General features: G+C 58.0%; 27 protein-coding genes. 11 read left to right on the plus strand and 16 right to left on the minus strand.

The genetic code is table 11. From position 1 onward, the window contains the following. Positions 1-101: 101 nt before the first annotated feature. A complete protein-coding gene (locus ABLV76_RS04380; protein ID WP_004202013.1) occupies positions 102-1028 on the minus strand; it encodes a LysR family transcriptional regulator in 927 nt (308 codons plus the stop codon). An 88-nt stretch (positions 1029-1116) separates the two neighbouring features. Between ABLV76_RS04380 and ABLV76_RS04385 the strand changes: the two genes are divergently transcribed. Beyond that, on the plus strand, positions 1117-2115 hold the full coding sequence (locus ABLV76_RS04385; protein WP_004202009.1) for a bile acid:sodium symporter family protein: 999 nt from the start codon (positions 1117-1119) through the stop codon (positions 2113-2115). Here ABLV76_RS04385 and ABLV76_RS04390 read toward each other — a convergent pair. The 3 genes from ABLV76_RS04390 to zipA form a co-directional block, all read right to left on the minus strand. Continuing rightward, entirely contained in the window at positions 2112-2330 is a 219-nt protein-coding gene (locus ABLV76_RS04390; protein WP_004202007.1) for a DUF3820 family protein, read from the minus strand. The genes ABLV76_RS04385 and ABLV76_RS04390 overlap by 4 nt on opposite strands. A gap of 1 nt (position 2331) precedes the next feature. Continuing rightward, positions 2332-4347: an NAD-dependent DNA ligase LigA gene (gene ligA, locus ABLV76_RS04395; RefSeq protein ID WP_348878197.1), complete on the minus strand. Its 2016-nt coding sequence runs from the start codon at positions 4345-4347 to the stop codon at positions 2332-2334. Between the two features lie 69 nt (positions 4348-4416). Then, positions 4417-5478, minus strand: a complete 1062-nt coding sequence (zipA, locus tag ABLV76_RS04400) for a cell division protein ZipA (RefSeq protein WP_004202003.1) — start codon at positions 5476-5478, stop codon at positions 4417-4419. Between the two features lie 230 nt (positions 5479-5708). Here zipA and cysZ point away from each other — a divergent pair, with 230 nt between their 5' ends. The 5 genes from cysZ to crr all read left to right on the plus strand — a co-directional run bounded on the left by cysZ (position 5709) and on the right by crr (position 10580). Beyond that, positions 5709-6470, plus strand: coding sequence for a sulfate transporter CysZ (cysZ, locus tag ABLV76_RS04405; protein ID WP_119620845.1), 762 nt, complete (start codon positions 5709-5711; stop codon positions 6468-6470). 176 nt (positions 6471-6646) lie between these two features. After that, complete coding sequence (gene cysK / locus ABLV76_RS04410) at positions 6647-7618, plus strand: cysteine synthase A (protein ID WP_004202001.1); 972 nt, start codon at positions 6647-6649, stop codon at positions 7616-7618. 380 nt (positions 7619-7998) lie between these two features. After that, positions 7999-8256 carry a phosphocarrier protein Hpr gene (gene ptsH, locus ABLV76_RS04415; RefSeq protein ID WP_002913505.1) on the plus strand — a complete coding sequence of 86 codons (258 nt, stop codon included), beginning with the start codon at positions 7999-8001 and terminating at the stop codon, positions 8254-8256. Between the two features lie 44 nt (positions 8257-8300). Then, positions 8301-10028, plus strand: coding sequence for a phosphoenolpyruvate-protein phosphotransferase PtsI (ptsI, locus tag ABLV76_RS04420; RefSeq protein ID WP_004201998.1), 1728 nt, complete (start codon positions 8301-8303; stop codon positions 10026-10028). A gap of 42 nt (positions 10029-10070) precedes the next feature. Next, positions 10071-10580, plus strand: coding sequence for a PTS glucose transporter subunit IIA (gene crr, locus ABLV76_RS04425; protein ID WP_000522253.1), 510 nt, complete (start codon positions 10071-10073; stop codon positions 10578-10580). Positions 10581-10620: 40 nt separating this feature from the next. Here the strand turns inward: crr and ABLV76_RS04430 are convergent, their stop codons facing one another. Together ABLV76_RS04430 and pdxK are read right to left on the minus strand one after the other, a co-directional pair. Then, complete coding sequence (locus ABLV76_RS04430) at positions 10621-10860, minus strand: hypothetical protein (protein WP_017900460.1); 240 nt, start codon at positions 10858-10860, stop codon at positions 10621-10623. Then, positions 10857-11723, minus strand: coding sequence for a pyridoxine/pyridoxal/pyridoxamine kinase (gene pdxK, locus ABLV76_RS04435; protein ID WP_004201995.1), 867 nt, complete (start codon positions 11721-11723; stop codon positions 10857-10859). Before pdxK ends, ABLV76_RS04430 begins: the two co-directional genes overlap by 4 nt. Before the next feature lie 82 nt (positions 11724-11805). On the opposite strand from pdxK, the gene ptsJ reads away from it, so the two are divergent. After that, positions 11806-13104 (plus strand): transcriptional regulator PtsJ, encoded by a 1299-nt coding sequence (gene ptsJ, locus ABLV76_RS04440; RefSeq protein ID WP_160124982.1) that lies wholly within the window; start codon positions 11806-11808, stop codon positions 13102-13104. 163 nt (positions 13105-13267) lie between these two features. Beyond that, positions 13268-13663, plus strand: coding sequence for a nuclear transport factor 2 family protein (locus ABLV76_RS04445; protein ID WP_004201993.1), 396 nt, complete (start codon positions 13268-13270; stop codon positions 13661-13663). On the opposite strand, the gene cysM is transcribed toward ABLV76_RS04445, so the two are convergent. The 5 genes from cysM to cysP form a co-directional block, all read right to left on the minus strand. Next, on the minus strand, positions 13660-14571 hold the full coding sequence (gene cysM, locus ABLV76_RS04450; protein WP_004201992.1) for a cysteine synthase CysM: 912 nt from the start codon (positions 14569-14571) through the stop codon (positions 13660-13662). The genes ABLV76_RS04445 and cysM overlap by 4 nt on opposite strands. 118 nt (positions 14572-14689) lie before the next feature. Beyond that, positions 14690-15784: a sulfate/thiosulfate ABC transporter ATP-binding protein CysA gene (cysA, locus tag ABLV76_RS04455; RefSeq protein ID WP_004201991.1), complete on the minus strand. Its 1095-nt coding sequence runs from the start codon at positions 15782-15784 to the stop codon at positions 14690-14692. Beyond that, a complete protein-coding gene (gene cysW, locus ABLV76_RS04460; protein WP_004201990.1) occupies positions 15774-16649 on the minus strand; it encodes a sulfate/thiosulfate ABC transporter permease CysW in 876 nt (291 codons plus the stop codon). Before cysW ends, cysA begins: the two co-directional genes overlap by 11 nt. Beyond that, positions 16649-17482: a sulfate/thiosulfate ABC transporter permease CysT gene (cysT, locus tag ABLV76_RS04465; RefSeq protein WP_002913626.1), complete on the minus strand. Its 834-nt coding sequence runs from the start codon at positions 17480-17482 to the stop codon at positions 16649-16651. The genes cysW and cysT overlap by 1 nt, the downstream gene beginning before the upstream one ends. Next, positions 17482-18498 (minus strand): thiosulfate/sulfate ABC transporter substrate-binding protein CysP, encoded by a 1017-nt coding sequence (gene cysP, locus ABLV76_RS04470; protein WP_160124984.1) that lies wholly within the window; start codon positions 18496-18498, stop codon positions 17482-17484. The genes cysT and cysP overlap by 1 nt, the downstream gene beginning before the upstream one ends. 200 nt (positions 18499-18698) lie before the next feature. Here cysP and ABLV76_RS04475 point away from each other — a divergent pair, with 200 nt between their 5' ends. Then, a complete protein-coding gene (locus tag ABLV76_RS04475; protein ID WP_072071552.1) occupies positions 18699-19061 on the plus strand; it encodes a DUF559 domain-containing protein in 363 nt (120 codons plus the stop codon). 161 nt (positions 19062-19222) lie between these two features. Here the strand turns inward: ABLV76_RS04475 and ABLV76_RS04480 are convergent, their stop codons facing one another. The 4 genes from ABLV76_RS04480 to ABLV76_RS04495 form a co-directional block, all read right to left on the minus strand. Further along, positions 19223-20122 (minus strand): Dyp-type peroxidase, encoded by a 900-nt coding sequence (locus ABLV76_RS04480; RefSeq protein WP_160124985.1) that lies wholly within the window; start codon positions 20120-20122, stop codon positions 19223-19225. Positions 20123-20216: 94 nt separating this feature from the next. Continuing rightward, entirely contained in the window at positions 20217-20792 is a 576-nt protein-coding gene (locus ABLV76_RS04485) for an RpoE-regulated lipoprotein (RefSeq protein WP_017900454.1), read from the minus strand. Between the two features lie 61 nt (positions 20793-20853). Further along, complete coding sequence (locus ABLV76_RS04490; protein WP_114506368.1) at positions 20854-21303, minus strand: DUF2919 domain-containing protein; 450 nt, start codon at positions 21301-21303, stop codon at positions 20854-20856. After that, positions 21290-21715, minus strand: a complete 426-nt coding sequence (locus ABLV76_RS04495) for a GNAT family acetyltransferase (RefSeq protein WP_002913637.1) — start codon at positions 21713-21715, stop codon at positions 21290-21292. Before ABLV76_RS04495 ends, ABLV76_RS04490 begins: the two co-directional genes overlap by 14 nt. Positions 21716-21926: 211 nt before the next feature. Between ABLV76_RS04495 and amiA the strand changes: the two genes are divergently transcribed. Beyond that, positions 21927-22799 (plus strand): N-acetylmuramoyl-L-alanine amidase AmiA, encoded by an 873-nt coding sequence (gene amiA / locus ABLV76_RS04500; RefSeq protein WP_004201984.1) that lies wholly within the window; start codon positions 21927-21929, stop codon positions 22797-22799. Continuing rightward, positions 22799-23698 (plus strand): oxygen-dependent coproporphyrinogen oxidase, encoded by a 900-nt coding sequence (gene hemF, locus ABLV76_RS04505; RefSeq protein ID WP_023318852.1) that lies wholly within the window; start codon positions 22799-22801, stop codon positions 23696-23698. Before amiA ends, hemF begins: the two co-directional genes overlap by 1 nt. A 53-nt stretch (positions 23699-23751) precedes the next feature. On the opposite strand, the gene maeB is transcribed toward hemF, so the two are convergent. Further along, positions 23752-26031, minus strand: coding sequence for an NADP-dependent oxaloacetate-decarboxylating malate dehydrogenase (gene maeB / locus ABLV76_RS04510; RefSeq protein WP_004201966.1), 2280 nt, complete (start codon positions 26029-26031; stop codon positions 23752-23754). Positions 26032-26068 lie beyond the last annotated feature (37 nt).

The raw sequence follows: 26068 nt of genomic DNA on the forward strand, positions 1-26068 counted from the left end.
CTGCACGACCCACCAATGTAAAAAGGCGCCCTAAAGGCGCCTTTTTGCTATGCGTGGAACACAGCCCCGGCCACGAGCTTCCCCGTGGCGATAAAACGCAATCAACGCTGATACAGCGGATCTTCAACCCTGGCGGCGGTGAGATTGCCCCCTTCTTCTCGCACGATTTCCCATAACGCCTGGGCGGCGGTCGACAGCGAGCGGTTTTTCCGGCATGCCAGCATCAGCTGCCGCTCCATTACCGGGGTCAGTCGCTTCACCGCCAGATGGCTTCCCTGCGGTAACGGCAGCGCCAGCGCCGGCAGTACGCTGATGCCAATTCCCGATTCCACCATCGGAAACAACGTTGCCGGATGGCCAATCTCCTGCACAATGTTCGCCCGGACAGCCAGCCTGCTGAGCGCCGCATCAATCAGCGGACGGCTGCCGGAAGCATAGTCCTGCAGGATCAGTCTCTCATTCTGTAGCGCCTGCCACGGCACTTCAGTCAGGCTGGCAAAAGGATGATCCTCCCGGCAGAGCAGCAAAAAAGGTTCCGCCAGGACCACCTCGCACTGCAGATCGGCCGCCGGGCCCGGATCAATCACGATGCCAAAATCCACTTCTCCCTGGCGAATACTCTCCAGGACCCACTGCTGGGGCCGGTCGTGCAGCACAAAATCGATATCAGGATAACGTCGATTACTGTGAGCAATACACTGCGGAATAAGGTGGGCGGAAATCGTCTGGCTGGCGGCGACCTTAACGGTGCCACTCAGCTGCTGGCCTACCCGACCGGCATCGCGCAGCGTCACCGCAAGCTCATCGAGCAAACGCTCCAGCCTGCCTGCCAGCTGCTGACCCGCCTCGGTGAGGACCACCTCCCGGGTGGTACGGTCAAGAAGACGGACTCCGGTCTGATGCTCCAGCTCCTTGACGCTGTGGCTGACGGCCGACTGGCTTAAGCCAATCATCTCCCCCGCCCGGCTAAAGCTCCTGGCGCGGGCAACGGTAACGAATACTTTTAACTGACGCAGAGAGTAATTCATCTTTTTAATTCATGAATAGATGCAATAAATCAATTTTATTTCTCAAATCAAAAAAAGCACAATAGCGCATCTCTTTTCAGGAGCGTTTATGAAACTTTTCCGCATTCTCGATCCGTTTACGGCAACCCTGGTCACCGTTGTCCTGTTAGCCTCATTCTTCCCGGCCCGTGGCGCTTTCGTCCCCTTCTTTGAACATCTCACCACCGCCGCCATCGCCCTGCTGTTCTTTATGCATGGCGCCAAACTCTCCCGGGAGGCAATTATCGCCGGCGGCAGCCACTGGCGTTTGCATCTGTGGGTGATGTGCAGCACCTTTATCCTCTTCCCGGTGCTGGGGGTTCTGTTTGCCTGGTGGGCGCCGGTGAAGGTCGATCCGATGCTCTACAGCGGCTTTATTTATTTGTGCATTCTGCCGGCCACCGTGCAATCCGCCATCGCCTTCACCTCGCTGGCCGGAGGCAACGTCGCGGCGGCGGTCTGCTCAGCTTCGGCCTCCAGCCTGTTGGGCATCTTTGTTTCACCACTGCTGGTGGGGGTCCTGATGAACCTTCACGGCGCAGGCGGTAGCCTCGAGCAGGTCGGAAAGATCATGCTGCAGCTGCTGTTGCCTTTCGTGCTCGGCCATTTATCGCGGCCGTGGATCGGCAACTGGGTGGCGAAGCATAAGAAGTGGATTGGTAAGACCGACCAGACCTCGATTCTGCTGGTGGTCTACTCCGCCTTTAGCGAGGCGGTGGTGAACGGGATCTGGCATAAAGTGGGCCTGGGATCGCTGCTGTTTATCGTGGTAGTCAGCCTGGTGCTGCTGGCCATCGTCATCGCGGTCAACGTGTTCGTCGCCCGCCGCTGCGGCTTTAACAAAGCTGATGAAATTACCATCGTCTTCTGCGGTTCGAAAAAGAGCCTGGCCAACGGCATCCCGATGGCCAATATTCTCTTCCCGACCTCCATCCTCGGCATCATGGTGCTGCCGCTGATGATCTTCCATCAAATCCAGCTGATGGTCTGCGCGGTGCTGGCGCGGCGCTATAAACGGCAAACCGATGCGCGTCTCGCTCAGGAAAAAACTAACGCCGCCAAAGCCTAACGCGCTTTCTTCAGGGGCTGGACCAGATCGCTCAGCCCCTCGCTTTTAATCAGCAGGGTCAGCGCCATCAGCTCGCCGAGATGGCCGGCAGGGAATTGATCCTTGCGCGCGAACCACAATAAATACTCTTCCGGGACATCGATTAAACGACGCCCCTTGTATTTACCGAACGGCATCTCGGTATTGGCGATCTCGACCAGCTGCGCTTTATCCACGTTATTCTCCCAACAGGCGCATCATTTCGGCTTCGTCAATCACCTCGATGCCGAGCTCCTGCGCTTTCGCCAGCTTAGAACCCGCCGCTTCGCCTGCAATCACCAGATCGGTTTTCTTCGACACGCTGCCCGCCACCTTCGCCCCCAGCGCCACCAGACGCGCTTTGGCATCATCCCGCGACAACTGACTGAGGCTGCCGGTCAGGACGACGGTTTTGCCTGCAAACGGGCTGTCAATCTCTTCCGCCTTCACCACCACCGGCGCCGGCCAGTGAACCCCTTCCGCCAGCAGCTGCGCGATGACATCGCGGTTGCTCTCTTCGGCAAAGAAGTTGAAAGTATGGGTGGCGACGACGATGCCGACATCAGGGACCTTCTGCAGCTCCTCAATGGAAGCCTGCTCCAGGGCTTCGAGGGTGCCAAAATGCGCCGCCAGGCCTGCCGCCGTGGCTTCTCCTACCTCGCGAATGCCCAAGGCGTAGAGGAAACGCGCGAAGGTTGTCTCTTTGGCTTTCTCGAGAGCGTTGACCACGTTTTGCGCGGACTTCGGCCCCATCCTATCCAGCCCGGTCAGTTTCCCTGCGGTCAGCCGGAACAGATCCGCCGGGGTATGGACGTACTCTTTCTCCACCAGCTGGTCGATGATCTTATCGCCCATACCGTCAACGTCCAGCGCGCGACGGGAGACAAAGTGCTTGAGCGACTCTTTGCGCTGCGCGCCGCAGATCAGGCCGCCGGTACAGCGGGCTACCGCCTCGCCTTCCACTCGCTCAACGTCGGACTGACAGACCGGGCAGTGGGTCGGGAATTCAACATCCCGGGCATCTGCCGGACGTTCGGAAAGCACCACGTTGACCACCTGCGGGATCACATCGCCTGCCCGGCGAATCACCACCTTGTCGCCGATTTTCAAGCCTAAGCGTTCAATCTCATCGGCGTTATGCAAAGTGGCATTACTCACCAGCACGCCGGCGACATGGACCGGCTCCAGGCGCGCCACCGGCGTAATCGCCCCGGTGCGGCCCACCTGGAACTCCACGTCCCGGACGAAAGTCATCTGCTCCTGGGCCGGGAACTTAAAGGCCACGGCCCAGCGCGGCGCGCGGGCGACGAAACCCAGCTGTTCCTGCAGCGCCAGCGAATCGACTTTGATCACCACGCCATCAATGTCAAAGCCCAGATGGGGACGATCTTCTTCGACTTTACGATAGTAAGTGAGCACTTCCTCGGGGGTATGGCAAAGAGTGACGCGATCGCTCACCGGTAATCCCCATGCTTTGAACTGCTGTAAACGGGCCGAGTGGCTGGCCGGCAGCTCACCGCCCTCCAGCACCCCAACGCCGTAGCAGAAGAAAGTAAGCGGTCGCTTCGCGGTGATGCGCGGGTCCAGCTGGCGCAACGAGCCCGCCGCCGCATTGCGCGGGTTAGCAAACACTTTTCCGCCGGTGCGGCGAGCTTCTTCATTGATTTTTTCGAACCCGGCCTGCGGGAGGAACACTTCCCCGCGCACCTCCAGGCGTGCGGGGATATTATCGCCATGCAGCCTGAGCGGGATGGTGCGGATGGTTCGCACGTTAGAGGTAATATTCTCGCCGGTGGTGCCGTCGCCGCGGGTCGCCGCCTGCACCAGCACGCCGTTTTCGTAGAGAATGCTCACCGCGAGACCGTCGAGCTTCAGCTCGCAGCAGTAGATGAGCGGGTCAGTGCTTTTCAGGCGATCCAGCACCCGCTTGTTGAAGGCCAGAAAGCTCTCTTCGTCAAACACGTTGTCCAGCGACAGCATCGGCACTTCATGGCGGATCTGGCTGAAGGCGGTCAGTGGCGCCGCCCCCACGCGCTGAGTCGGCGAATCCGGGGTAATCAGCTCCGGATGCTGGCTCTCCAGCTCGCGCAGCTCGCGCATCAGCCGGTCATACTCCGCATCGGGCACTTCCGGCGCGTCCATAACGTGGTACAGGTATTCATGATGGCGAAGCGTGGTTCGCAGTTCAGTCAGTTGTTGTTCGATCGGTTCCATATCACACCATCAATGATAAAAAACCCCCGACAGGCGGGGGTTGAGAAGGAGTTGAGATAACGCGGGACGTCAGGCGTTCGCGTCTTTCACTTCGCGAATACGATCCTGGTATTCACGCAGTTTTTGCGGCGTCATCATGCGACGCTGATCGTCAAGCACCACGCCGCCCACTTCATCGGCGATATACTGCGCAGACTGCAGCATCAGCTTGAAGTTCTGCAGTTCATCACCGTAGGAAGGGACCTGCATAAAGATAGTCACCCCAGGGGTCATCATATCCGCCATGCTGTCCGGATTGAAGGTCCCCGGCTTCACCATGTTGGCCAGGCTGAACAGCACCGGGCCGCTGCCGTCCGGGCTCAGATGGCGGTGGAAAATATTCATTTCACCAAACTTGAAGCCGGCCTGCTGGATGCTATTGATAAGCACCTCGCCGTTAAGCTGCGCGCCATGGTGCGCGGCGACGTTCATCACGATGACCGTCTCTTTACGCTCTTTCGGCTGCGGCGCTGCAGGCTGCTGCGGCTCTGTCGGCTGCGGTTCAGCCACCGCGGGCTGCGGCGCGGCAACAGGCTGTGGCGCAGGCTGCTGCGGAGCGGCCGGCTGCGGCTGGGCGACGGTCGGGGTCACCGGCTGCGGCGCGACAGGCTGTTGCACAACAGGCTGCGGCTGGTGTTGCGGTTGCACGGGCGGCTGCGCGGGTTGCGGCTGTTGCCAGCCCGGCTGCGGAGCGGCATGCGGCGCAGACGGTTGTCCCTGCGGTTGTACCGGGGCCTGGCGCGGCGGCGGCGCCTGACGAACCGGTTCCTCAGGACGCACAGGCTGCTGCATCTGGCGCTCGTAAGGCGGCTGGTACTGGTGCTGCGGCGCCTGACGAGGGGCTTCATGCTCCCCATGCGCGCCGTGCGGAGCGTGAGTCACCGGATGAACGCGGACTTCACCTACGCCTTCAACATTATCATCAAAGTCGTCGTTTTCCGACTCATCGTCGCGCGACTTCATACGTTTCAGTGGGCGATCGCGAAACATCGAAGAACGTTCTTTACGGCTGGTCCAGAAACCATGTACCAGTAAAGCGATTATGGCGATCGCGCCAACAATGATTAATATCAGACGCAAATCCTGCATCATTATATTCTCTGTTGTTCTAACACCTTGCCACCACGGCAAACATTTACTCACTAAGAGTATTTGCCGATTACCTCAAGTGCAAGTGCGTCGGTCGCTTTCACCACATAAAGATGAACTAAATCGTGCTTTTTGCTGTTTTTTCGAACATTTCCTAACTGGTTATTGTCTGACGACCCGATAAAATAAGCGAGCATTCACACTGGATGTTAAAAAAGGAGCAATGCCTGGCTATGGTTTCATCATCCGCACCGACCCCGCGTAGCGGCGTACACTATTTTTCGCAGGGCTGGAAACTCATCGGGCTGCCGGGCATACGTCGTTATGTCTTCCTGCCTTTACTGGTTAACGTGCTGCTGATGGGCGGTGCTTTTTGGTGGCTGTTTACCCGTCTCGACAGCTGGATCCCTTCGCTGATGAGCCATGTACCTGACTGGCTGCAGTGGCTGAACTACCTGCTGTGGCCGGTGGTGGTGCTGTCGATCCTGCTGGTGTTTGGCTACTTCTTTTCTACTATTGCCAACTGGATTGCCGCCCCGTTCAGCGGCCTGCTGGCGGAACAGCTGGAAGCGCGTCTGACTGGCGCCACCCCGCCGGACGTCGGCGTCTTTGGCATCATGAAGGATATTCCACGCATCATGAAGCGTGAGTGGCAGAAGCTGGCATGGTACCTGCCCCGCGCCATCGTGCTGTTGCTGCTCTACTTTATACCCGGCGTTGGCCAGACGGTGGCTCCGGTACTCTGGTACCTGTTCAGCGCATGGATGCTGGCGATTCAATACTGCGATTACCCCTTCGATAACCACAAGGTTCCCTTCAGGACCATGCGCGAAGCGCTGCGCAGCCGCAAGGTGATGAATATGCAGTTTGGCGCGCTCACCAGCCTGTTCACCATGATCCCGGTGTTAAACCTGGTGATCCTCCCGGTGGCTATCTGCGGCGCCACCGCCATGTGGGTCGATTGCTATCGCGACAGACACGCCAGCTGGAAGTAGTCGTCACACCTCCCCCGGGGAGCGGCGAGCGCCGCTCCTTATATCTCCGCTTATTCCTTCTTGCTCATCATTATTTCCCTTACGCATATAGATATGCTAAATCCTTACTTCCGCATATTCTTTAAGCGGGTATGCTGATGCCGTACCCCCAAATTTCATACAGTTAAGGACGGGCCATGAGTAAGATTTTTGAAGACAACTCCCTGACTATCGGTCATACGCCGCTGGTACGACTGAACCGAATTGGTAACGGTCGTATCCTGGCAAAGGTAGAATCTCGTAACCCGAGCTTTAGCGTAAAATGCCGTATCGGCGCCAATATGATCTGGGATGCTGAAAAGCGCGGCGTGCTGAAACCTGGCGTGGAACTGGTCGAACCGACCAGCGGCAACACCGGTATCGCCCTCGCCTACGTGGCGGCGGCACGCGGCTACAAGCTAACGCTAACCATGCCGGAAACCATGAGCATTGAGCGTCGTAAGCTTCTGAAAGCGCTGGGCGCCAACCTGGTGCTGACCGAAGGCGCCAAAGGCATGAAAGGCGCCATTCAGAAAGCGGAAGAGATTGTCGCCAGCAACCCGGAAAAATTCCTGCTGCTGCAGCAGTTCAGCAACCCGGCTAACCCGGAAATCCACGAAAAGACCACCGGTCCGGAAATCTGGGAAGACACCGACGGTCAGGTGGATGTCTTCATCTCCGGCGTCGGTACCGGCGGTACGCTGACCGGCGTCAGCCGCTACATTAAAAACACCAAGGGCAAAAAAGATCTGATCACCGTCGCGGTTGAACCGACCGATTCGCCGGTCATTTCCCAGGCGCTGGCGGGTGAAGAGCTCAAGCCGGGCCCGCACAAAATTCAGGGCATCGGCGCCGGCTTCATTCCTGGCAACCTGGATCTGAAGCTGGTGGACAAAGTAATCGGCATCACCAATGATGAAGCGATCTCCACCGCACGCCGCCTGATGGAAGAAGAAGGCATCCTGGCGGGTATCTCTTCCGGGGCCGCCGTTGCCGCGGCGCTGAAGCTGCAGGAAGATGAGGCCTTTACCAATAAGAATATTGTGGTTATCCTGCCTTCCTCGGGTGAGCGTTATTTAAGCACCGCGCTGTTTGCCGATCTCTTCACCGAGAAAGAACTGCAACAGTAGTGCCAGCTTGTAAATAATGTGTAAAAAAGCACCTTTTCAGGTGCTTTTTTGTGGCATACGTCAAAGTTTTACCCCTCCTGGCATTGATTCACCTCGTAGGGTCTGGTATTTAACCAGCACATTTATTTTGATGCGCGAAATTATTCAGAAGAGGATTTCCGCCAGCTGAATCGATTTTATGATTTGGTTCAAGTCTTCCTTTCGCGGCATAATGTTTAATGACGTGCTAGACGTCAATGGCCCGCAGGTCTTCGCAGCGCCAGGCGCTGCCGACGCCAAGGCCGGAAACGTAACGCCGGCGCTAACAATACAGGCTAAAGTCGAGTCGTTAGACTAGACTTTAGGTCCACAACACTAAACCTATAAGTTGGGGAAATATAATGTTCCAGCAAGAAGTTACCATTACCGCTCCGAACGGTCTGCACACCCGCCCTGCTGCTCAGTTTGTTAAAGAAGCTAAAGGCTTCACTTCTGAGATCACTGTAACCTCCAACGGCAAAAGCGCCAGCGCCAAAAGCCTGTTCAAACTGCAGACTCTGGGCCTGACCCAGGGCACCGTAGTGACCCTCTCCGCGGAAGGCGAAGATGAGCAGAAAGCTGTTGAGCATCTGGTTAAACTGATGGCTGAACTCGAGTAAGTTCACGGGTTCTTTTTCATATCAGTCACAAGTAAGGTAGGGTTATGATTTCAGGCATTTTAGCATCCCCGGGTATCGCCTTCGGCAAAGCACTGCTGCTGAAGGAAGATGAAATTGTCATCGACCGGAAGAAAATTTCTGCCGATAAGGTTGATCAGGAAGTCGAACGTTTCCTGAGCGGCCGCGCCAAGGCCTCCGCCCAGCTGGAGGTCATCAAAACCAAAGCTGGTGAAACTTTCGGTGAAGAAAAAGAAGCCATCTTCGAAGGGCATATTATGCTGCTGGAAGATGAGGAGCTTGAGCAGGAAATCATAGCCCTGATTAAAGATAAGCACATGACTGCCGACGCGGCAGCCAATGAAGTTATCGACGGTCAGGCCACTGCCCTGGAAGAGCTGGACGATGAATACCTGAAAGAACGTGCGGCTGACGTACGTGATATCGGTAAGCGCCTGCTGCGCAACATCCTTGGTCTGGCTATCATCGATCTGAGCGCGATTCAGGATGAAGTCATCCTCGTCGCCGCCGATCTGACCCCGTCTGAAACCGCACAGCTGAACCTGAAAAAAGTGCTGGGTTTCATCACCGACGCGGGCGGCCGTACCTCCCACACCTCCATCATGGCGCGTTCCCTGGAACTGCCGGCCATCGTGGGCACCGGCAGCATCACGGCGCAGGTGAAAAACGGCGACTATCTGATTCTCGACGCGGTGAACAACCAGGTTCTGATCAACCCGTCTAACGAGCAAATTGAAGCGCTGCGTAATCTGCAGGCTCAGGTTGCGGAAGAAAAAGCCGAACTGGCGAAACTGAAAGATCTGCCGGCGATTACTCTCGACGGCCATCAGGTTGAAGTTTGCGCCAACATCGGTACCGTTCGCGACGTCGAAGGTGCTGAGCGCAACGGCGCCGAAGGCGTAGGCCTGTATCGTACTGAATTCCTGTTCATGGATCGCGACGCGCTGCCAACCGAAGAAGAGCAGTTTGCGGCTTATAAAGCGGTGGCTGAAGCCTGTGGCTCTCAGGCCGTTATCGTGCGTACCATGGACATCGGCGGCGACAAAGAGCTGCCGTACATGAACTTCCCGAAAGAAGAGAACCCGTTCCTCGGCTGGCGTGCCGTGCGTATCGCCATGGATCGTAAAGAGATCCTCCGCGATCAGGTTCGCGCCATCCTGCGTGCCTCCGCTTTCGGTAAGCTGCGCATTATGTTCCCGATGATCATCTCTGTTGAAGAAGTGCGTGCGCTGAAGAAAGAGATCGAAATCTACAAACAGGAACTGCGTGACGAAGGTAAAGCATTTGACGAATCCATTGAGATCGGCGTGATGGTGGAAACACCGGCTGCGGCGACCATTGCTCGTCATCTGGCCAAAGAAGTTGATTTCTTTAGTATCGGCACCAATGATTTAACGCAATATACTCTGGCAGTTGACCGTGGTAATGATATGATTTCACATCTTTACCAGCCGATGTCACCGTCTGTACTGAATCTGATTAAGCAAGTTATTGATGCTTCTCACGCTGAAGGTAAATGGACTGGCATGTGCGGTGAGCTTGCGGGCGATGAACGTGCTACACTTCTGTTGCTGGGTATGGGGCTGGACGAATTCTCTATGAGCGCCATTTCCATCCCGCGCATCAAGAAGATTATTCGTAACACGAACTTCGAAGATGCGAAAGTATTAGCAGAGCAGGCTCTTGCTCAACCGACAACGGACGAGTTAATGACGCTGGTTAACAAGTTCATTGAAGAAAAAACAATCTGCTAATCCACGAGATGCGCGGCCCAAATTACTGCTTAGGAGAAGATCATGGGTTTGTTTGATAAATTGAAATCTCTGGTTTCTGATGACAAGAAAGACACCGGAACTATTGAGATTGTTGCTCCCCTCTCCGGTGAGATCGTCAACATTGAAGACGTGCCGGATGTGGTTTTTGCGGAAAAAATTGTGGGCGATGGGATTGCCATCAAACCGACCGGCAACAAAATGGTCGCGCCGGTAGACGGTACCATTGGTAAAATTTTCGAAACCAACCATGCGTTCTCTATTGAATCTGATAGCGGCATCGAGCTGTTCGTTCACTTCGGTATTGATACCGTTGAACTGAAAGGCGAAGGCTTCAAGCGTATCGCTGAAGAAGGCCAGCGCGTGAAAGTCGGCGACCCGGTTATCGAATTCGATCTGCCGCTGCTGGAAGAGAAAGCCAAGTCTACCCTGACTCCGGTGGTTATCTCCAACATGGACGAGATCAAAGAGCTGATCAAACTGTCCGGTAGCGTGACCGTGGGTGAAACCCCGGTAATCCGCATTAAGAAGTAATGATTGCTGCATAGAAATGGCGCCGAAAGGCGCCATTTTTTTATATCGCGTGGGTCACCGGCTGATAGCATTTTTCGCGAGATAAGAGACGCAATCCTTCCGGGGTGCTCTCCAGAATGCGCCGCTCGCCGTCAGAGACCAGCAGTTCGCACTGATATCCTCCGGCCAGGCCGAACAGCGACCGCGCCACGCAGGCATCCTCCAGCGCCGCCTCCCCTGTGGTATCAAAATGACCAACAATGCGTCCCTGCTGACGGATCACTAACCGATAGCTTTTCATCTCTGTTGCTCCAGCGGCGGCAGGATCAGTTCGTCACACCCCTGCGCGGCAGTCCAGTTCATCACCTCCAGCACGCGCTGGGCGGCTGCTTCCGTCGCTGCCCCCAGCGCCAGGCCCGAAAGCAACCCGCTCACCAGCTCAGCGCAAAACAGATCGCCGGTACCCTTCAAGTCCGTCTCCACCCGCGGGTGAACCACCACCTGCACTGCATCGGCCGTCACCACCAGCACATTGATTGTCGAAGCGGCCTCTCCTGGCGCGCTGGTGATCACCACCCACTTGAGACTGTCCGACAGCAGGCTTCGCGCCGCGGCGACCGCCTCCTGCTGATTGCGACAGCGCCGGCCGCTCAGCGTCTCCAGCTCAAACAGATTAGGGGTGATCCCTTGCGCCAGCGGCAGCAGGTGCTGACGATAGGCGTCCGGGATCTCGGCCTTGACGTAGATGCCGCTGTCGACATCGCCAATCACCGGATCCACCAGAATACAGAGATCGGGATGGCGGTCGCGGACCCGCGTTAGCCACTGCGCCAGGCGTTCAATTTGCACGGCGTTGCCCATATAGCCGGTGGTCACCGCACGCAGTTCGCGCAACGCGTCGCGCTCCTCAAGCGCCTGCAGGTACCCGACAAACCACTCCTCCGGGATAATGCCGCCATAGAACGTCTCATAATGGGGCGTATTGCTGAACAGCACCGTCGGCACCGCCAGCACGCGCAAACCGTGCTGTTTAATCGCCGGTACCGCGATGCTGTTGCCGACGCTGCCGTAAACTACCTGCGACTGCACGGCGACGATATCGACTTCCGACGCCCGGCTTTTGTCGTGAAAGAGCACTGATTGTATGTCATCTTGCTGGCCCATCTTTTCTCCCCCCGCTGGACAGCGGGTCACGCTCTGATTATGATTCGTCCTATGCTAAATTTCATTTTGTCATAGGTCAATAATGTTTGCCGGAAAAACCGCCAGCGATATCTTCGATCATATCCGCCATCTGGTGCAGAGCGGTGGCTTGCAGCCCGGAGAAGTTCTGCCGCCGGTACGCGAGCTCGCCAGCCAGCTGGCGGTGAATCGCAATACCGTCGCCGCCGCCTATAAACGGCTGGTGACATCTGGTCTGGCCGTGAGCCAGGGACGAAACGGCACGGCCATCAAAGCACGGGATCCGCTGCCGGCGCTGGAGGGCGGTGACCCCACGACGCCGCTGAACGATCTCTCCAGCGGCAATCCGGACCCCGCCAGACTGCCTGATTTAGCACGCTATCTGGGCCAAATTGCCCGCACGCCCCACCTGTATGGCGATGCCCCCATCGAGCCGCAGCTTGGCGAATGGGCTGAGGCATGGTTTGCCGGGGAGATAACCGTTCCCTTTGCCCTGAACCTCGCCAGCGGGGCGATTGACGCGCTGGAGCGTCTGCTCTGCGCCTTGCTGCTCCCCGGCGACGGCGTGGTGGTTGAAGATCCTTGTTTTCTTAGCAGCATCAATATGGTGCGTTACGCTGGCTTTACCCCCTGCCCGGTGGCGGTGGATGCCGAGGGGATGGATCCTGTCGGGCTGGAGGAGGCGTTACGCAACGGCGCGCGGGCGGTGATCTTAACCCCGCGCGCGCACAATCCTACCGGCTGTAGCCTGACGGAAACCCGGGCGCATGCCCTGCGGGAGGTGCTGGTCCGTTATCCGCAGGTGCTGGCGATCGTCGATGACCATTTTGCCCTGCTGTCGGCTACGCCCTGGTTTTCTCCTCTGCCCGCGAGCACCCAGCGCTGGGCGGTGGTGCGTTCGATGTCAAAAACCCTCGGGCCAGACCTGCGGCTGGCCTTTATCGCCAGCGATATCGACACCTCCTCGGCGCTGCGCCTGCGGCTTAACGCCGGCAGCCAGTGGGTCAGTCATCTGCTGCAGGATCTGACGCTGGCCTGTCTCACCGATGAGGCGTTTATCGCCTCGATGACGGAAACCCGCCGTCACTATCGCCAGCAGAATGAGAAACTGGCGGCAGCGCTGGCCCGGCACGGCTACAGCCATGCTACGCCTGGCGACGGCCTTAATTTCTGGCTGCCGCTGCCAACGGCGAGCCAGCCCTACGCCTTACGCCTGGCCCGCGCCGGCTGGCTGGTCCGCGAGGGGGGGGTGTTTGGCATTCGTACGCCCTCCCACGGGCTACGCCTGTCGCTGGGCCGCCTGAATGACAATGAGATTGCCCGCCTGGCGGCCGATATAGCCCAGGTCTTAGACGCTCCCTGACGCAGGCAGTGCGTCGAACGCATCGGGGAGTGGTAGCTACTGCCGACAAGTTACTGTAAAAATAAACGAAAACAGGCGTAGTCTTACCTGCATGCCCGGATCGTCGAAACGGATGAAACGCTCACGGTGGCGGACACATCGCTCACAATAAGGAGCACCAGAGATGCATCACATTGACCTGACCCTAAAAGCAGTCATCGAAGCCTGCGACCGCGCTATCTCGCAGGAAGATTACGATACCCTGATGGGCTATTACGCGGAAGACGCCGCGCTGGTCGTCAAACCGGGCATGGTGGTCAGAGGGAAAGAGAATATCCGCAAAGCGTTTATCGCCATTGCCGACTATTTCCAGCACCGGCTGATAGTGACCCAGGGGAAAATGGAGGTCATTGAGGGCGGCGGCAATGCGCTGGTGATTATGGAGACCCGGCTGGATATCCCGACGGCACAGGGAATAACACAGGTTACGCGACGCGCAACCTATGTCTTTCAGAAGCAGGGGGAGCGCTGGTTGTGCACGGTCGATAACTCCTACGGCACCGACCTGCTCGATGATTAAATACCCGCTCCCTGGCTAAAGTGTTCCTCGCCGAACACGCCGGTGGAGAGGTAGCGATCGCCGCGATCGCAGACGATCGCCACCACCACCGCTCCTGGATTTTCGCGGGCGATACGTAACGCCCCGGCTACCGCGCCGCCAGAGCTGACGCCGCAGAAAATGCCTTCCCGCACCGCCAGCTGACGCATGGTGTTCTCGGCATCCTGCTGATGAATATCCAGCACCGCATCCACCAGCGAAGCGTTAAAGATCCCCGGCATATACTCTGCCGGCCAGCGGCGGATCCCGGGAATACTGCTGCCCTCCTCCGGCTGCAGGCCGACGATGGTCACCGGTTTACTCTGTTCGCGCAGAAATCGTGACACGCCGGTAATGGTGCCGGTGGTCCCCATACTGGAGACAAAGTGGGTGATACGCCCTGCGGTCTGCTGCCAGATTTCCGGCCCGGTGGTGGTGTAGTGGGCGTAGGGGTTGTCCGGGTTGTTAAACTGATCGAGCAGTTTGCCCTCCCCGCGCTGAGCCATCTCGAGGGCCAGGTCGCGAGCCCCCTCCATCCCCTGCTCTTTGGTGACCAGGATCAGCTCGGCGCCGTAGGCGCGCATCGCGGCCCGGCGCTCCTGGCTCATGTTGTCGGGCATCAGCAGCTTCATCCGGTAGCCTTTCAGCGCGGCGATCATCGCCAGCGCGATACCGGTGTTGCCGCTGGTCGCTTCGATCAGCACGTCGCCGGGCTGAATTTCGCCGCGCTTTTCCGCTTCGACGATCATCGACAGCGCAGCGCGATCTTTCACCGAACCGGCCGGATTATTGCCTTCGAGTTTGACCCAGATTTCGCTGCCGTTGTCCGGTCCGAGACGCTGAAGTTTGACCAGAGGGGTATTGCCGATGGTGTGTTCGAGTGTATTCACGATGTTTACTCAATAAAAAAGCCGGGCGGCGCTTCGCTTACCCGGCCTACCAGACGCGTGATAATTTCAGACCGGGTAAGCACAACCTCACCCGGCAAAAGCACATGGATTTAAGCTATCAGGCCGACTGCGCCAGAGCAAGCTCGCCGCGTGGCTCGATACGCTCGGTACCGTTGTACAGGCGCGCGTTTTGCAGCCCGACGAACAGCCGTTCGCCGCGGGACGGCGCCTCATCGCCCGTTAACACCACGCTCAGCGGTTCGTCATACCACCCCAGAGGCTGGACGACTAATTGGGTGTAGTGTCCTTTCGGACTGGCCTCCAGGACCTGCACCGGCAGCGGCGAATCCAGGCTGGTTCGGCGGCTGATGTCCACTTCCCACGGACGCAGGAACAGATCCACCGGCCCCTGGTATGCCGGGGTATAGCCTAACGGCCAGCGGTGGGCGCCAACGTGGAACTGTCCGCCGCGGATAACCCCCTGCAGACGATTCACTTCCCCCATGAACTCCAGCACGAAGCGGGTGGACGGCTCACGCCACACGCGTTCAGGCGCATCGGCCTGTTCGATGTTGCCCTGGCTCATCACCACCACCCGGTCGGCAACTTCCATCGCCTCTTCCTGATCGTGGGTGACGAACACGCTGGTAAATTTTAGCTCTTCATGCAGCTGACGCAGCCAGCGGCGCAGCTCTTTACGCACCTGCGCATCCAGCGCGCCGAAAGGTTCATCCAGCAGCAGAATTTGCGGCTCTACCGCCAGGGCGCGCGCCAGCGCCACGCGCTGCTTCTGACCACCGGACAGCTGCGCCGGATAGCGATCCGCCAGGTGAGCCAGCTGCACCATCTCCAGCAGTTTGGTCACTTTGGCTTTAATCGCCGCCGCATTGGGTCGTTCACGGCGCGGCAGCACGGTCAGGCCAAAAGCGATGTTATCGAACACCGTCATATGGCGGAACAGCGCATAGTGCTGGAAGACGAAGCCCACTTTACGGTCGCGGGCGTGCATCCGGCTGACGTCGGTGCCGTGGAAGCGGATATGACCGCTGGTCTGATGCTCCAGCCCGGCGATAATCCGCAGCAGGGTAGTTTTCCCGGAGCCGGAAGGCCCCAGCAGCGCGACCATTTGTCCGGAAGGGATATCCAGCGAGATATCATTCAGCACCTGGGTGCGACCAAACGATTTCTTAATATTGGCAATCTCAATGCTCATGATTTCCCTCCTGTTGCGCGCGTTTTTCCTGATTGGCCAGACGCCATTGCAACATACTCTTTAAAAACAGGGTCAGAATAGCCATTAACGTCAGCAGGGCCGCGGCGGTAAACGAGCCGACGGTGTTGTAATCCTGCTCCAGTAATTCAATTTGCAGCGGCAGCGACAGCGTTTCTCCGCGGATCGAACCGGAGACCACCGACACCGCGCCGAATTCGCCGATGGCGCGGGCGTTGGTCAACACCACGCCGTACAGCAGCGCCCAGCGAATATTGGGCAACGTCACCCGGCGGAACATCTGCCATCCGGAAGCCCCCAGCAATACCGCCGCCTCATCTTCATGGCTGCCCTGACTCATCATCACCGGCACCAGCTCACGCACCACAAACGGACAGGTGACAAAGATCGTCGCCAGCACCATGCCCGGCCAGGCGAACATGATTTGCAGATTATGTGCATCAAGCCAGCCGCCCAGCGGACCGTTAGAGCCGTAGAACAGCAGATAAACCAGACCCGCGACCACTGGCGAGACGGCGAACGGGATATCCAGCATCGTCAACAGCAGCTGGCGTCCCGGGAACGTAAAGCGTGTGACCAGCCAGGCCAGCAAGGTCCCGAACACCAGATTCACCGGCACGGTAATCAAGGCGATCATCACCGTCAGCCAGATGGCGTGCAGCATGTCCGGGTTCGCCAGGTTTTCCAGTACCGGCATTAACCCTTTGCTGAAGGCCTGAATGAAGATGTAGAGCATCGGCACCACAAGGATGAAGGCGGAAACCAGCATCCCGACGCCAATCAGAAACCATTTGCCCCAGTTGATGCGGGGCGCGTCGTAGCGTTTCAATTGAGTAACTTCCGCCATTAGTGACCTACCACGCGTCGACCAAAGCGACTCTGCAGGGTATTGATGGAAAACAACAGCAGCAGCGAGGCGGCCAGGATCACTGAGGCGATGGCGCTCGCCGCCGGATAGTCAAACTCCTGCAGACGAATAAAGATCATCAGCGACGTCACTTCCGTCTTCCACGCGATGTTGCCGGCGATAAAAATCACCGCGCCGAATTCGCCGAGGCTGCGGGTAAACGACAGAGCGATGCCCGCCAGCAGCGCCGGCGACAGCTCCGGCAGGACCACCTTGCGGAAACTCTGCCAGCGCGTGGCGCCCAGCGTTTCCGCTGCCTCTTCATATTCCGGTCCCAGCTCTTCCAGCACCGGCTGCACGGTACGCACCACGAACGGGATGCTGGTGAAAGCCATCGCCACGGCGATACCGAGCCAGGTATAGGTCACTTTAATATCGAACTTCGCCAGCCATTCCCCGTAAATGCCGTTTACCGAAAACAGCGAGGCCAGGGTCAGGCCGGCTACCGCCGTCGGCAGCGCAAACGGCAGGTCCATTAAGGCATCCAGCAGCGTGCGGCCAGGAAAACGATAGCGGGTAAGGATCCACGCCATCAGCAGACCGAAGACGCCGTTAAAAATCGAGGCCACGAACGCCGACAGCAGGGTCACCTTATAGGCCGCCACCACCTGCGGGTTGGTGATCACATCCCAGTACTGCGCCCAGCTCATCTGCGCCAGCTGCATCACCAGCGCGCTGAGCGGTAATAACAGAATCAGACAGACAAACAGCAGGCTGGTGCCGAGGCTCAGGGTAAAGCCCGGCAGCACGCGCTTGGACGACACAGCAAACATTACTTACGCCCCGCCGCCAGCAGTTTGTCCAGTTCGCCGCCGCTGGCGAAGTGGGTTTTCATCACCTCAGGCCAGGAGCCAAACTTGTCCTCCACGCGGAACAGTTCGGTCTGCGGGAATTTATCCTTCAGCGAATCCATCACTTTCGGGTTGTTTACCCGATAGTAGTAGTCGGTAATGATGGTCTGCGCCTGCGGGCTGTAGAGCCAGTTCAGATAGGCTTTCGCCGCCTTTTCCGTGCCGTTGGCTTTGACGTTTTTATCCACCCAGGCCACCGGGAACTCCGCCAGAATGTTGGTTTTCGGGATCACCACTTCAAATCCCTGCGCCTCATACTGCTTGCGAATATTGTTCACTTCCGACTCGAAACTGATCAGCACATCGCCCAGGCCGCGCTCGGCGAAGGTAGTGGTCGCCCCGCGTCCGCCGGTGTCGAAGACTTCGACGTTCTTCAGGAACTGGGTCATAAACTGTTCGGTTTTGGCTTTATCGCCACCGTCGGCTTTATCCGCCGCGCCCCAGGCCGCCAGGTAGGTGTACCGCGCGTTGCCCGAGGTTTTCGGGTTCGGGAAGATCAGCTTAACGTCAGAGCGGACCAGGTCGTTCCAGTCATGAATGTTTTTCGGGTTGCCTTTGCGCACCAGGAAGCCCATCGTCGAATAGAACGGCGAGCTGTTGTTTGGCAGGCGGCTTTGCCAGTCGGCCGGGATCAGGTTGCCTTTGTCATGCAGGATCTGCACGTCCGTCACCTGGTTGTAGGTCACCACGTCCGCCTTCAGGCCCTGCAGGATCGCCAGCGCCTGCTTGGAAGAACCGGCGTGCGACTGCTTGATGGTCAGCTTGTCTCCACCATTGTCCCTCGCCCACTGCTGCTCAAAAGGCGGGTTAAGGGCGGCAAACAGCTCGCGGGAGACATCATAGGAGCTGTTCAGCAGCTCCGTCGCCTGCGCCTGCGCCACCAGCAGCAGGGAAGCCGCCAGCGCCAGATATCCTTTTTTCAGTGATTTAACGGCCATTGCGCACCCTTATCAAAAATGATCATTTACTGATGATCATCATATTTATAACGGGTACGAAAGGAGTAACGGTTTTATATACCGTTTGGCGATTTGGAAGTCGAAAAGGGAATAAGCACCTGGCAAAGCTTAGCTGAAAGCGGCTCGCAGGTTAGACGTGTCATTGTGACAAACGGCAGCCAGGCGCGCACTGTGTTTATATGAAAAACACACAGATATTTGCTCGTCAGCTCAGACGTAGCTTAACGCCAACAGAACGTCGACTATGGTACTTACTGCGCAACCGCCGTTTTGCTTGCTATAAGTTTCGCCGCCAGCATCCCGTTGGCCCCTATATTCTCGATTTTGCCTGCTGCGCAACACGGCTGGCGATTGAACTTGACGGCGGTCAACACGATCAGAGACGCGTCTACGATGTTCGCCGTACCCGCTGGCTACAGAGTCAGGGATGGCGGGTTTTACGCTTCTGGAATAATGAGTTTGAAGAGTATGAAGAGGCGGTGATGGAGAGGATACTTGAAGCGCTTGAGTCGCCAATGCCCTCACCCCGCCCCTCTCCCTGAGGGAGAGGGAGAAAGAGAGTCCGCACGCAGATTCCATAACCGCACCGAACGGTTCCCTCTCCCTCAACGAGAGGGAGAAAGAGAGTCCACACGCAGATTCCATAACCGCACCGTACCGTCCCCTCTCCCCTTTGGGGAGAGGGTTAGGGTGAGGGGACAAATTACAGCGCCTGAATACGCTCCAGGGAGGGCGCGAAGTAATAGCCGCCGGTCACTGGTTTGGTGAAGCGCAGCATCGCGTCGCGTTTGCCGTCGGTATCGCCGAACATGCTCAGCAGCTGCTGCTCGATGTTGTACAGACGCGCGCAGTAAGCGCAAAAATAGAGGCCATGGGTACCGCTGGCGGTGCCATACGGCAGGCTCTGGCGAACAATTTTCAGCCCTTTGCCATCTTCTTTTAAGTCAACGCGGCTCAGGTGCGACGTGACCGGACGTTCGTCGCCATCGATCTCTTCATTGGCTTCCTTGGTGCGGCCGATCATCATCTCCTGATCCGGCACGCTCATGCGGTTCAGCTGTTTGAGATTATGCTCCCAGCGCTGGACGAACACGTAGCTGCCGCCCGCGTCCACGCCGTCTTTGATCACCGCCACTTCACGACGGGTTTCTTCCCCCGCCGGGTTTTCGGTGCCGTCGACGAAGCCGCTGAGGTCACGCTCTTCCACCCAGCGGAAGCCGTGGATCTCTTCTTTCACCTCGATAGCGTCGCTAAAGGCGGCCAGCGCGGCCTGCGCTACCGAGAAGTTCACTTCATGGCGGGCGGATAAAATATGAATCAGCAGGTCATACTGGGTGGACGGCGCCAGCCCTTTGCCGTAGACCGGAAAATCTTTTAACTCTTCCGCCCCTTCGCCGCCGCTCAGCTGACGCCAGACGTTATTGCCGAACGCCACCACGGCACCGAGTTTGGCGTCAGGGAATTTAGCCTGAAAGGTGGCCACTTTATCGACAAAAATTTTGCTCGCTTCGCGCAGGGCGTTAACGTCCCCTTTGACATTGGCTTCAATCCAAATCGCCGCGCGGCAATGTTCCGGCAAAATGCCGCTCTGAACCTGAGACATCGCTCCTCCTGAAATGATGCAACCACAACGCTGTCGCGTTGCTAACGCGCCATTGTAACCGTTTTTCAGGGCCGTCGTGTCTCTTCAGATCAATTTAGCGACGCCAGATAATTTTGCTGACCTTCCAGTTTTTCAGCGTATCATCGGAGGGCATCAGTTCGTCCGGGCCGCTCCAGTGGCCGGTGAAGGCGTAACTGATATGCTGGCTCCCCTCGGCCTGACACTCGACGACCGCCCCGTTGTCATTGCTGCCTTTCTGGCAGTTGCCGAAGGCTTTGCTGTACAGATCGCTGAACGGTGTGCCGATTTTCACGCCGCTGGCGGTTTTGATTTCGGCATCACGCACGTCAATCCGGCTGATGGCGCCGTTGTCGCCATTGATGGTCAGCGCCACACTGTTGTCTTTCAGCGCTTCAAAGTAGTGGACGATATTGCCCTTATCGGTCTTCATTCCGCTGCGCAAACGATAGTCGCCCCCCAGGGCATCGCTAATGGCCTGTTCGTTGAGCGGCGTGGACGCCGTCAGTTTACCCACCCCCTGCTCGGTCACCTCGGTGGAAGAACCAAACCAGTTCCACGGATAGGCCGCCGACCAGTTGACCGCGCTCATCGTTGAGCAGCCGGTGAGCGCCAGCGGAAGCGCGCAGAGCATTACACGTAGCGATTTCATTTCACAATCCTTTCTGAGTCATTCAACGCATGTTGGAGTTCACGATCGGCAAAAAGTGCCATTAAAAGCTAGTCTGGCGAAAACAGGCGCCGAGGCGACGGCTGGTTGCCAGCCACCACAGGGCATAGCCATCCGCGACCAGAAGCGCAATGGTCAGCGATGAGGGCGATTCGCCGCTCAGCCATAGCATCGGCTGCCAGAACAACAGCAGCACTTGCGATAGCACCAGCAGCCAGCGCATCGCCCGCCACAGGCGCGGCAGGCGCTGACGATAGCCGCTAAGCAGAAAGGCCAGCACCGCCGGCACGCCGGGAAGTAAACCGAGCCAGAAGCGGTCGTGATCGGGATAGAACAGATTCAGAATCGCGTCGCCCTGCTGGCGCGACGCGCCGGCCATCAAGAACAGCACCCACGTGCGGGCCTGTAACAACAGTACGCACCAGAAAAGAAAAGGCAGGCGCAGACGGCCATGGGCATCAAAATCGGCGGGGATAAACTCAGTATTCTTCATCTTCAATCAGGCGTTTGCCCAGGGTCAGAACGTCGGCGTACTCATAGCCCAGCCGCTCATACATCCCCTGCACCACGTCGTTGTCCTCGCGGACCATAATATTGATTTTCGGGCAGCCGCGAGCAATCAGCTTTTTCTCCAGACGGTTGAGCAACGCGTTCGCGATACCCCGGCCGCGATATTCCGGATGGACCCCCAGATAGTAGGCCGACCCGCGATGGCCGTCATATCCGCCCATCACCGTACCGACGACTTCGCCGTTCACTTCCGCCACCAGGAACAGGCTGACATCGTGATTCAGCTTGCGCTCAATATCCATCTCCGGATCGTTCCAGGGACGCAGCAGATCGCAACGCTCCCACAGCGTCACAACCTCTTCGAAATCCTGCTGGCGAAAAACGCGAATCTCCATGGTATTCCCCACCATTGACGGTTAAAAACAGTGATTATGGCGCGAATATGACTGATAGCCAATATCAGGCGAAATCAGCGACAAAAAATGGCATAATATGACTTTGTCATGTATTGAAATGAAAAGTAAAACAATTCTTATTTTGAATGGTCGTAACGGCAAACGCGATACGATATAACATTGGACATCACTTGTTTACAATTCAGGCCGAATGAGCACTTTTAAACCCTTAAAAATACTTGCTTCGCGCCGTCAGGTGCTGAAAGCCGGGCTGGCTGCCATGACGCTGAGCGGCGTCACTGCACAGGTCAGCGCAAAAGAGCAGCCACTGAAAACATCAAATGGACACAGCAAACCCGCCGCCAAAAAGGCCGGCGCCCGCCGCATTGTGATGCTCGACCCGGGCCACGGCGGCATCGACACCGGGGCTATCGGCCATAATGGCTCGAAAGAGAAGCATGTGGTGCTGGCGATCGCTAAGAACGTGCGCAGCATCTTGCGCAGCAACGGCATTGACGCCCGCTTGACCCGCACCGGCGATACCTTTATCCCGCTGTATGACCGCGTGGAGATTGCCCATCAGCACGGCGCCGATCTGTTTATGTCGATCCACGCCGACGGCTTCACCAACCCGAGCGCCGCCGGCGCCTCGGTGTTCGCCCTGTCAAACCGCGGGGCGAGTAGCGCCATGGCGAAATACCTCTCCGATCGCGAAAACCGCGCCGACGAGGTCGCCGGTAAGAAAGCGACGGATAAAGACCATCTGCTGCAGCAGGTGCTGTTCGATCTGGTGCAGACCGACACCATTAAAAACAGCCTGACGCTGGGCTCGCATATCCTCAAAAAGATCAAGCCGGTGCATAAGCTACACAGCCGCAATACCGAACAGGCGGCGTTCGTGGTGCTGAAGTCGCCGTCCATACCGTCCGTGCTGGTGGAAACCTCGTTCATTACTAACCCGAACGAGGAGAAACTGCTCGGCACCACCGCCTTCCGGCAGAAAATCGCCACCGCGATTGCCAACGGCATTATCAGCTATTTCCACTGGTTCGATAACCAGAAAGCCCATTCGAAGAGACGTTAATGAAACCCGATGCCGCGCAGGTTAAAACTTTTCTGCTCCAGCTGCAGGACAGCCTCTGTCAGCAGCTGAGCGCCGTAGATGGCGCGCCGTTTATTGAAGACGCCTGGCAGCGGGAAGGCGGCGGCGGCGGACGCAGCCGGGTGCTGCGCGAGGGCAATGTGTTCGAACAGGCCGGGGTCAACTTCTCCCACGTCCATGGCGACGCCATGCCTGCCTCCGCCACGGCCCACCGCCCGGAGCTGGCCGGACGCAGCTTTGAAGCCATGGGCGTCTCGCTGGTGGTTCATCCGCTGAACCCCTATGTGCCCACCAGCCATGCCAACGTGCGGTTCTTTATTGCCGAGAAGCCCGGCGCCGACCCGGTGTGGTGGTTCGGCGGCGGCTTTGATTTAACCCCTTACTATGGCTTTGAAGAGGATGCCGTCCACTGGCATCGTACCGCCCGCGATCTGTGTCTGCCGTTCGGCGAGGAAGTCTATCCGCGCTATAAAAAATGGTGCGATGAGTACTTCTATCTCAAGCACCGCCAGGAGCAGCGCGGCATCGGCGGTCTGTTCTTTGACGACCTGAACACCCCGGATTTTGACCACTGCTTCGCCTTTATGCAGGCGGTCGGGAACGGCTATGCTGACGCCTATTTACCCATCGTCGAACGCCGGAAAGCCACGCCGTACGGCGAGCGCGAGCGCCACTTTCAGCTCTATCGCCGCGGCCGCTACGTCGAGTTCAATCTGGTCTGGGACCGCGGCACCCTGTTCGGTCTGCAGACCGGCGGTAGGACGGAATCGATTCTGATGTCGATGCCGCCGCTGGTACGCTGGGAATATGATTACCAGCCGGAGGCCGGCAGCCCCGAAGCGGCGCTGAGCGAGTTTATTAAAGTGAAAGCTTGGATCTAAACGAAGCCAATTCAGACCAAAAGCCCCGGAGTACCGGGGCTTTTTTATGACGTTTACAGCGGTTCGGTTTGCGCTTCGACAACCGCCAGCGCCACCATATTCACGATGCGACGCACGGAGGCGATCGGCGTCAGAATATGCACCGGCTTCGCGACTCCCATCAGCACCGGCCCGACGGTTACCCCTTCCGAACTGGAGACGCGCAGCAGGTTATAGCTGATCCGGGCGGCTTCCATATTCGGCATCACCAGAATATTGGCCGACCCTTTCAGCGGGCTGTCCGGCATGCGATCGTTGCGGATGCTTTCCACCAGCGCGGCGTCGCCATGCATTTCACCATCGATCATCAGCTCCGGGGCGCGGGCCTTCACCAGCTCCAGGGTTTTACGCATCTTGCTGGCTGACGGGCAGTCGGCAGAGCCAAAGTTGGAGTGCGACAGCAACGCCACCCGCGGCTCAATACCAAAGCGACGCACGCTTTCCGCCGCCATCAGGGTGATCTCCGCCAGCTCTTCCGGCGAGGGATCGTGATTGACATAGGTATCGGCGATAAAGGTGTTACCGCTCGGCAGCAGCAGCGCATTCATCGCCCCGGCGGTGCTGACGCCGTCGCGATAGCCGAACAGCGGCTGCACCACGCGGTAGTGGTCATGATATTCGCCGATAGTCCCGCAGATCATCGCATCCGCTTCGCCACGGTGAACCATGATGGCGCCAATCACTGTGGTGTTGCTAATCACCGCCCGCTGCGCCTGCTCCTGGGTAATGCCGCGGCGCTTCATCAGCTGATAGTACTCGCTCCAGTACTCTTTAAACCGCGGGTCGGATTCATTATTGACGATCTCGAAGTCAACGCCGGCCTTGATCTGCAGGCCCAGCTTCTGGATGCGCATTTCAATCACGCTTGGGCGGCCCACCAGAATCGGTTTGGCCAGCCCCAGCGACACCAGCTCCTGGGTGGCGTGCAGCACCCGGGTCTCCTCCCCTTCCGCCAGCACCACACGCTTCGGCTCTTTGCGCGCCTGAGAGAAGATAGGCTTCATAAACAGGTTGGTCTTATAGACGAACTCGCTCAGCTTCTCGATATAGGCGTCAAAATCAGCGATCGGGCGCGTCGCCACGCCGGAGTCCATCGCCGCCTTCGCCACCGCGGGGGCGATCTTGACGATCAGCCGCGGGTCGAACGGTTTCGGAATGATGTAGTCCGGGCCAAAGCTTAAATCCTGATCGCCGTAGGCGGAGGCCACCACTTCGCTCTGCTCAGCGTGGGCCAGCTCGGCAATGGCATGCACCGCCGCCAGCTTCATCTCTTCGTTGATCGCCGTCGCGCCGACGTCCAGCGCGCCGCGGAAGATGAACGGGAAGCAGAGCACGTTGTTGACCTGGTTAGGATAGTCGGAGCGGCCGGTGCAGATGATGGCATCATCGCGGACCTGCTTCGCCAGCGGCGGCAGAATTTCCGGCTCCGGATTGGCCAGGGCGAGGATCAGCGGCGCGCGCGCCATCTTCTTCACCATCTCCGGGGTCAGCACTTTCGGACCGGAGCAGCCGAGGAAAATGTCCGCGCCGTCGATCACGTCATCGAGGGTGCGTTTGCCGTCGTCTTCCACTGCATAGGCCGCTTTGGTTTCCGCCATGTTCGGCTCACGATCCTTATAGATAACGCCTTTCGAATCGCAGACCACGATGTTGTGCTTTTGCATCCCCAGCGCCACCAGCAGGTTCATGCAGGCAATTGCCGCCGCCCCGGCGCCGGAGACCACCATCCGCACGTCGGACAGATTCTTCTCAACGACGCGCAGGCCGTTGAGGATCGCCGCGGTGCTGATGATCGCCGTGCCGTGCTGATCGTCGTGGAAAACCGGAATATTCATCCGCTCGCGCAGCTGCTGCTCAATGTAGAAACACTCAGGCGCTTTAATATCTTCGAGGTTGATACCGCCGAAGGTCGGCTCGAGGGCGGCGACGACGTTAATGAATTTATCCGGGTCCAGCTCATCGACTTCGATATCAAACACATCGATGCCGGCGAATTTCTTAAACAGGACGCCTTTGCCCTCCATCACCGGCTTGCCGGCCAGCGCGCCGATGTTACCGAGTCCCAGCACCGCGGTGCCGTTGGAGACCACCGCCACCAGGTTGCCGCGGGCGGTATATTTGTAGGCCGCCAGCGGATCTTTTTCAATTTCCAGACAGGGGGCCGCGACGCCCGGCGAGTAGGCCAGCGCCAGATCGCGCTGGGTGGCGAGAGGTTTGGTCGGCGAGACCTGGATTTTTCCGGGAACCGGAAATTCGTGGAAGTCGAGGGCGCTCTGTTTTAACTGCTCATCCATTTTATATTCCTTTCTTTCACGTATCGTTCGTAGGGAA

The organism is Klebsiella sp. GB_Kp047 (assembly GCF_040065235.1).
In the GTDB taxonomy this organism is placed as follows: domain Bacteria; phylum Pseudomonadota; class Gammaproteobacteria; order Enterobacterales; family Enterobacteriaceae; genus Klebsiella; species Klebsiella quasipneumoniae.

What these genes read in the sequence shown, in the direction of transcription:
- ABLV76_RS04495 (WP_002913637.1), bottom strand. Translation starts at nt 21,715, where the DNA reads ATGGAGATTCGCGTTTTTCGCCAGCAGGATTTCGAAGAGGTTGTGACG.
- cysA (WP_004201991.1), bottom strand. Translation starts at nt 15,784, where the DNA reads ATGAGCATTGAGATTGCCAATATTAAGAAATCGTTTGGTCGCACCCAG.
- ABLV76_RS04380 (WP_004202013.1), bottom strand. Translation starts at nt 1,028, where the DNA reads ATGAATTACTCTCTGCGTCAGTTAAAAGTATTCGTTACCGTTGCCCGC.
- ligA (WP_348878197.1), bottom strand. Translation starts at nt 4,347, where the DNA reads ATGGAACCGATCGAACAACAACTGACTGAACTGCGAACCACGCTTCGC.
- ABLV76_RS04445 (WP_004201993.1), top strand. Translation starts at nt 13,268, where the DNA reads ATGCATCACATTGACCTGACCCTAAAAGCAGTCATCGAAGCCTGCGAC.
- cysT (WP_002913626.1), bottom strand. Translation starts at nt 17,482, where the DNA reads ATGTTTGCTGTGTCGTCCAAGCGCGTGCTGCCGGGCTTTACCCTGAGC.
- zipA (WP_004202003.1), bottom strand. Translation starts at nt 5,478, where the DNA reads ATGATGCAGGATTTGCGTCTGATATTAATCATTGTTGGCGCGATCGCC.
- pdxK (WP_004201995.1), bottom strand. Translation starts at nt 11,723, where the DNA reads ATGGGCCAGCAAGATGACATACAATCAGTGCTCTTTCACGACAAAAGC.
- maeB (WP_004201966.1), bottom strand. Translation starts at nt 26,031, where the DNA reads ATGGATGAGCAGTTAAAACAGAGCGCCCTCGACTTCCACGAATTTCCG.
- cysK (WP_004202001.1), top strand. Translation starts at nt 6,647, where the DNA reads ATGAGTAAGATTTTTGAAGACAACTCCCTGACTATCGGTCATACGCCG.
- ptsH (WP_002913505.1), top strand. Translation starts at nt 7,999, where the DNA reads ATGTTCCAGCAAGAAGTTACCATTACCGCTCCGAACGGTCTGCACACC.
- crr (WP_000522253.1), top strand. Translation starts at nt 10,071, where the DNA reads ATGGGTTTGTTTGATAAATTGAAATCTCTGGTTTCTGATGACAAGAAA.
- cysP (WP_160124984.1), bottom strand. Translation starts at nt 18,498, where the DNA reads ATGGCCGTTAAATCACTGAAAAAAGGATATCTGGCGCTGGCGGCTTCC.
- ABLV76_RS04430 (WP_017900460.1), bottom strand. Translation starts at nt 10,860, where the DNA reads ATGAAAAGCTATCGGTTAGTGATCCGTCAGCAGGGACGCATTGTTGGT.
- ABLV76_RS04485 (WP_017900454.1), bottom strand. Translation starts at nt 20,792, where the DNA reads ATGAAATCGCTACGTGTAATGCTCTGCGCGCTTCCGCTGGCGCTCACC.
- ABLV76_RS04385 (WP_004202009.1), top strand. Translation starts at nt 1,117, where the DNA reads ATGAAACTTTTCCGCATTCTCGATCCGTTTACGGCAACCCTGGTCACC.
- ptsI (WP_004201998.1), top strand. Translation starts at nt 8,301, where the DNA reads ATGATTTCAGGCATTTTAGCATCCCCGGGTATCGCCTTCGGCAAAGCA.
- ABLV76_RS04475 (WP_072071552.1), top strand. Translation starts at nt 18,699, where the DNA reads ATGAAAAACACACAGATATTTGCTCGTCAGCTCAGACGTAGCTTAACG.
- cysZ (WP_119620845.1), top strand. Translation starts at nt 5,709, where the DNA reads ATGGTTTCATCATCCGCACCGACCCCGCGTAGCGGCGTACACTATTTT.
- ABLV76_RS04480 (WP_160124985.1), bottom strand. Translation starts at nt 20,122, where the DNA reads ATGTCTCAGGTTCAGAGCGGCATTTTGCCGGAACATTGCCGCGCGGCG.
- ptsJ (WP_160124982.1), top strand. Translation starts at nt 11,806, where the DNA reads ATGTTTGCCGGAAAAACCGCCAGCGATATCTTCGATCATATCCGCCAT.
- cysW (WP_004201990.1), bottom strand. Translation starts at nt 16,649, where the DNA reads ATGGCGGAAGTTACTCAATTGAAACGCTACGACGCGCCCCGCATCAAC.
- amiA (WP_004201984.1), top strand. Translation starts at nt 21,927, where the DNA reads ATGAGCACTTTTAAACCCTTAAAAATACTTGCTTCGCGCCGTCAGGTG.
- ABLV76_RS04490 (WP_114506368.1), bottom strand. Translation starts at nt 21,303, where the DNA reads ATGAAGAATACTGAGTTTATCCCCGCCGATTTTGATGCCCATGGCCGT.
- hemF (WP_023318852.1), top strand. Translation starts at nt 22,799, where the DNA reads ATGAAACCCGATGCCGCGCAGGTTAAAACTTTTCTGCTCCAGCTGCAG.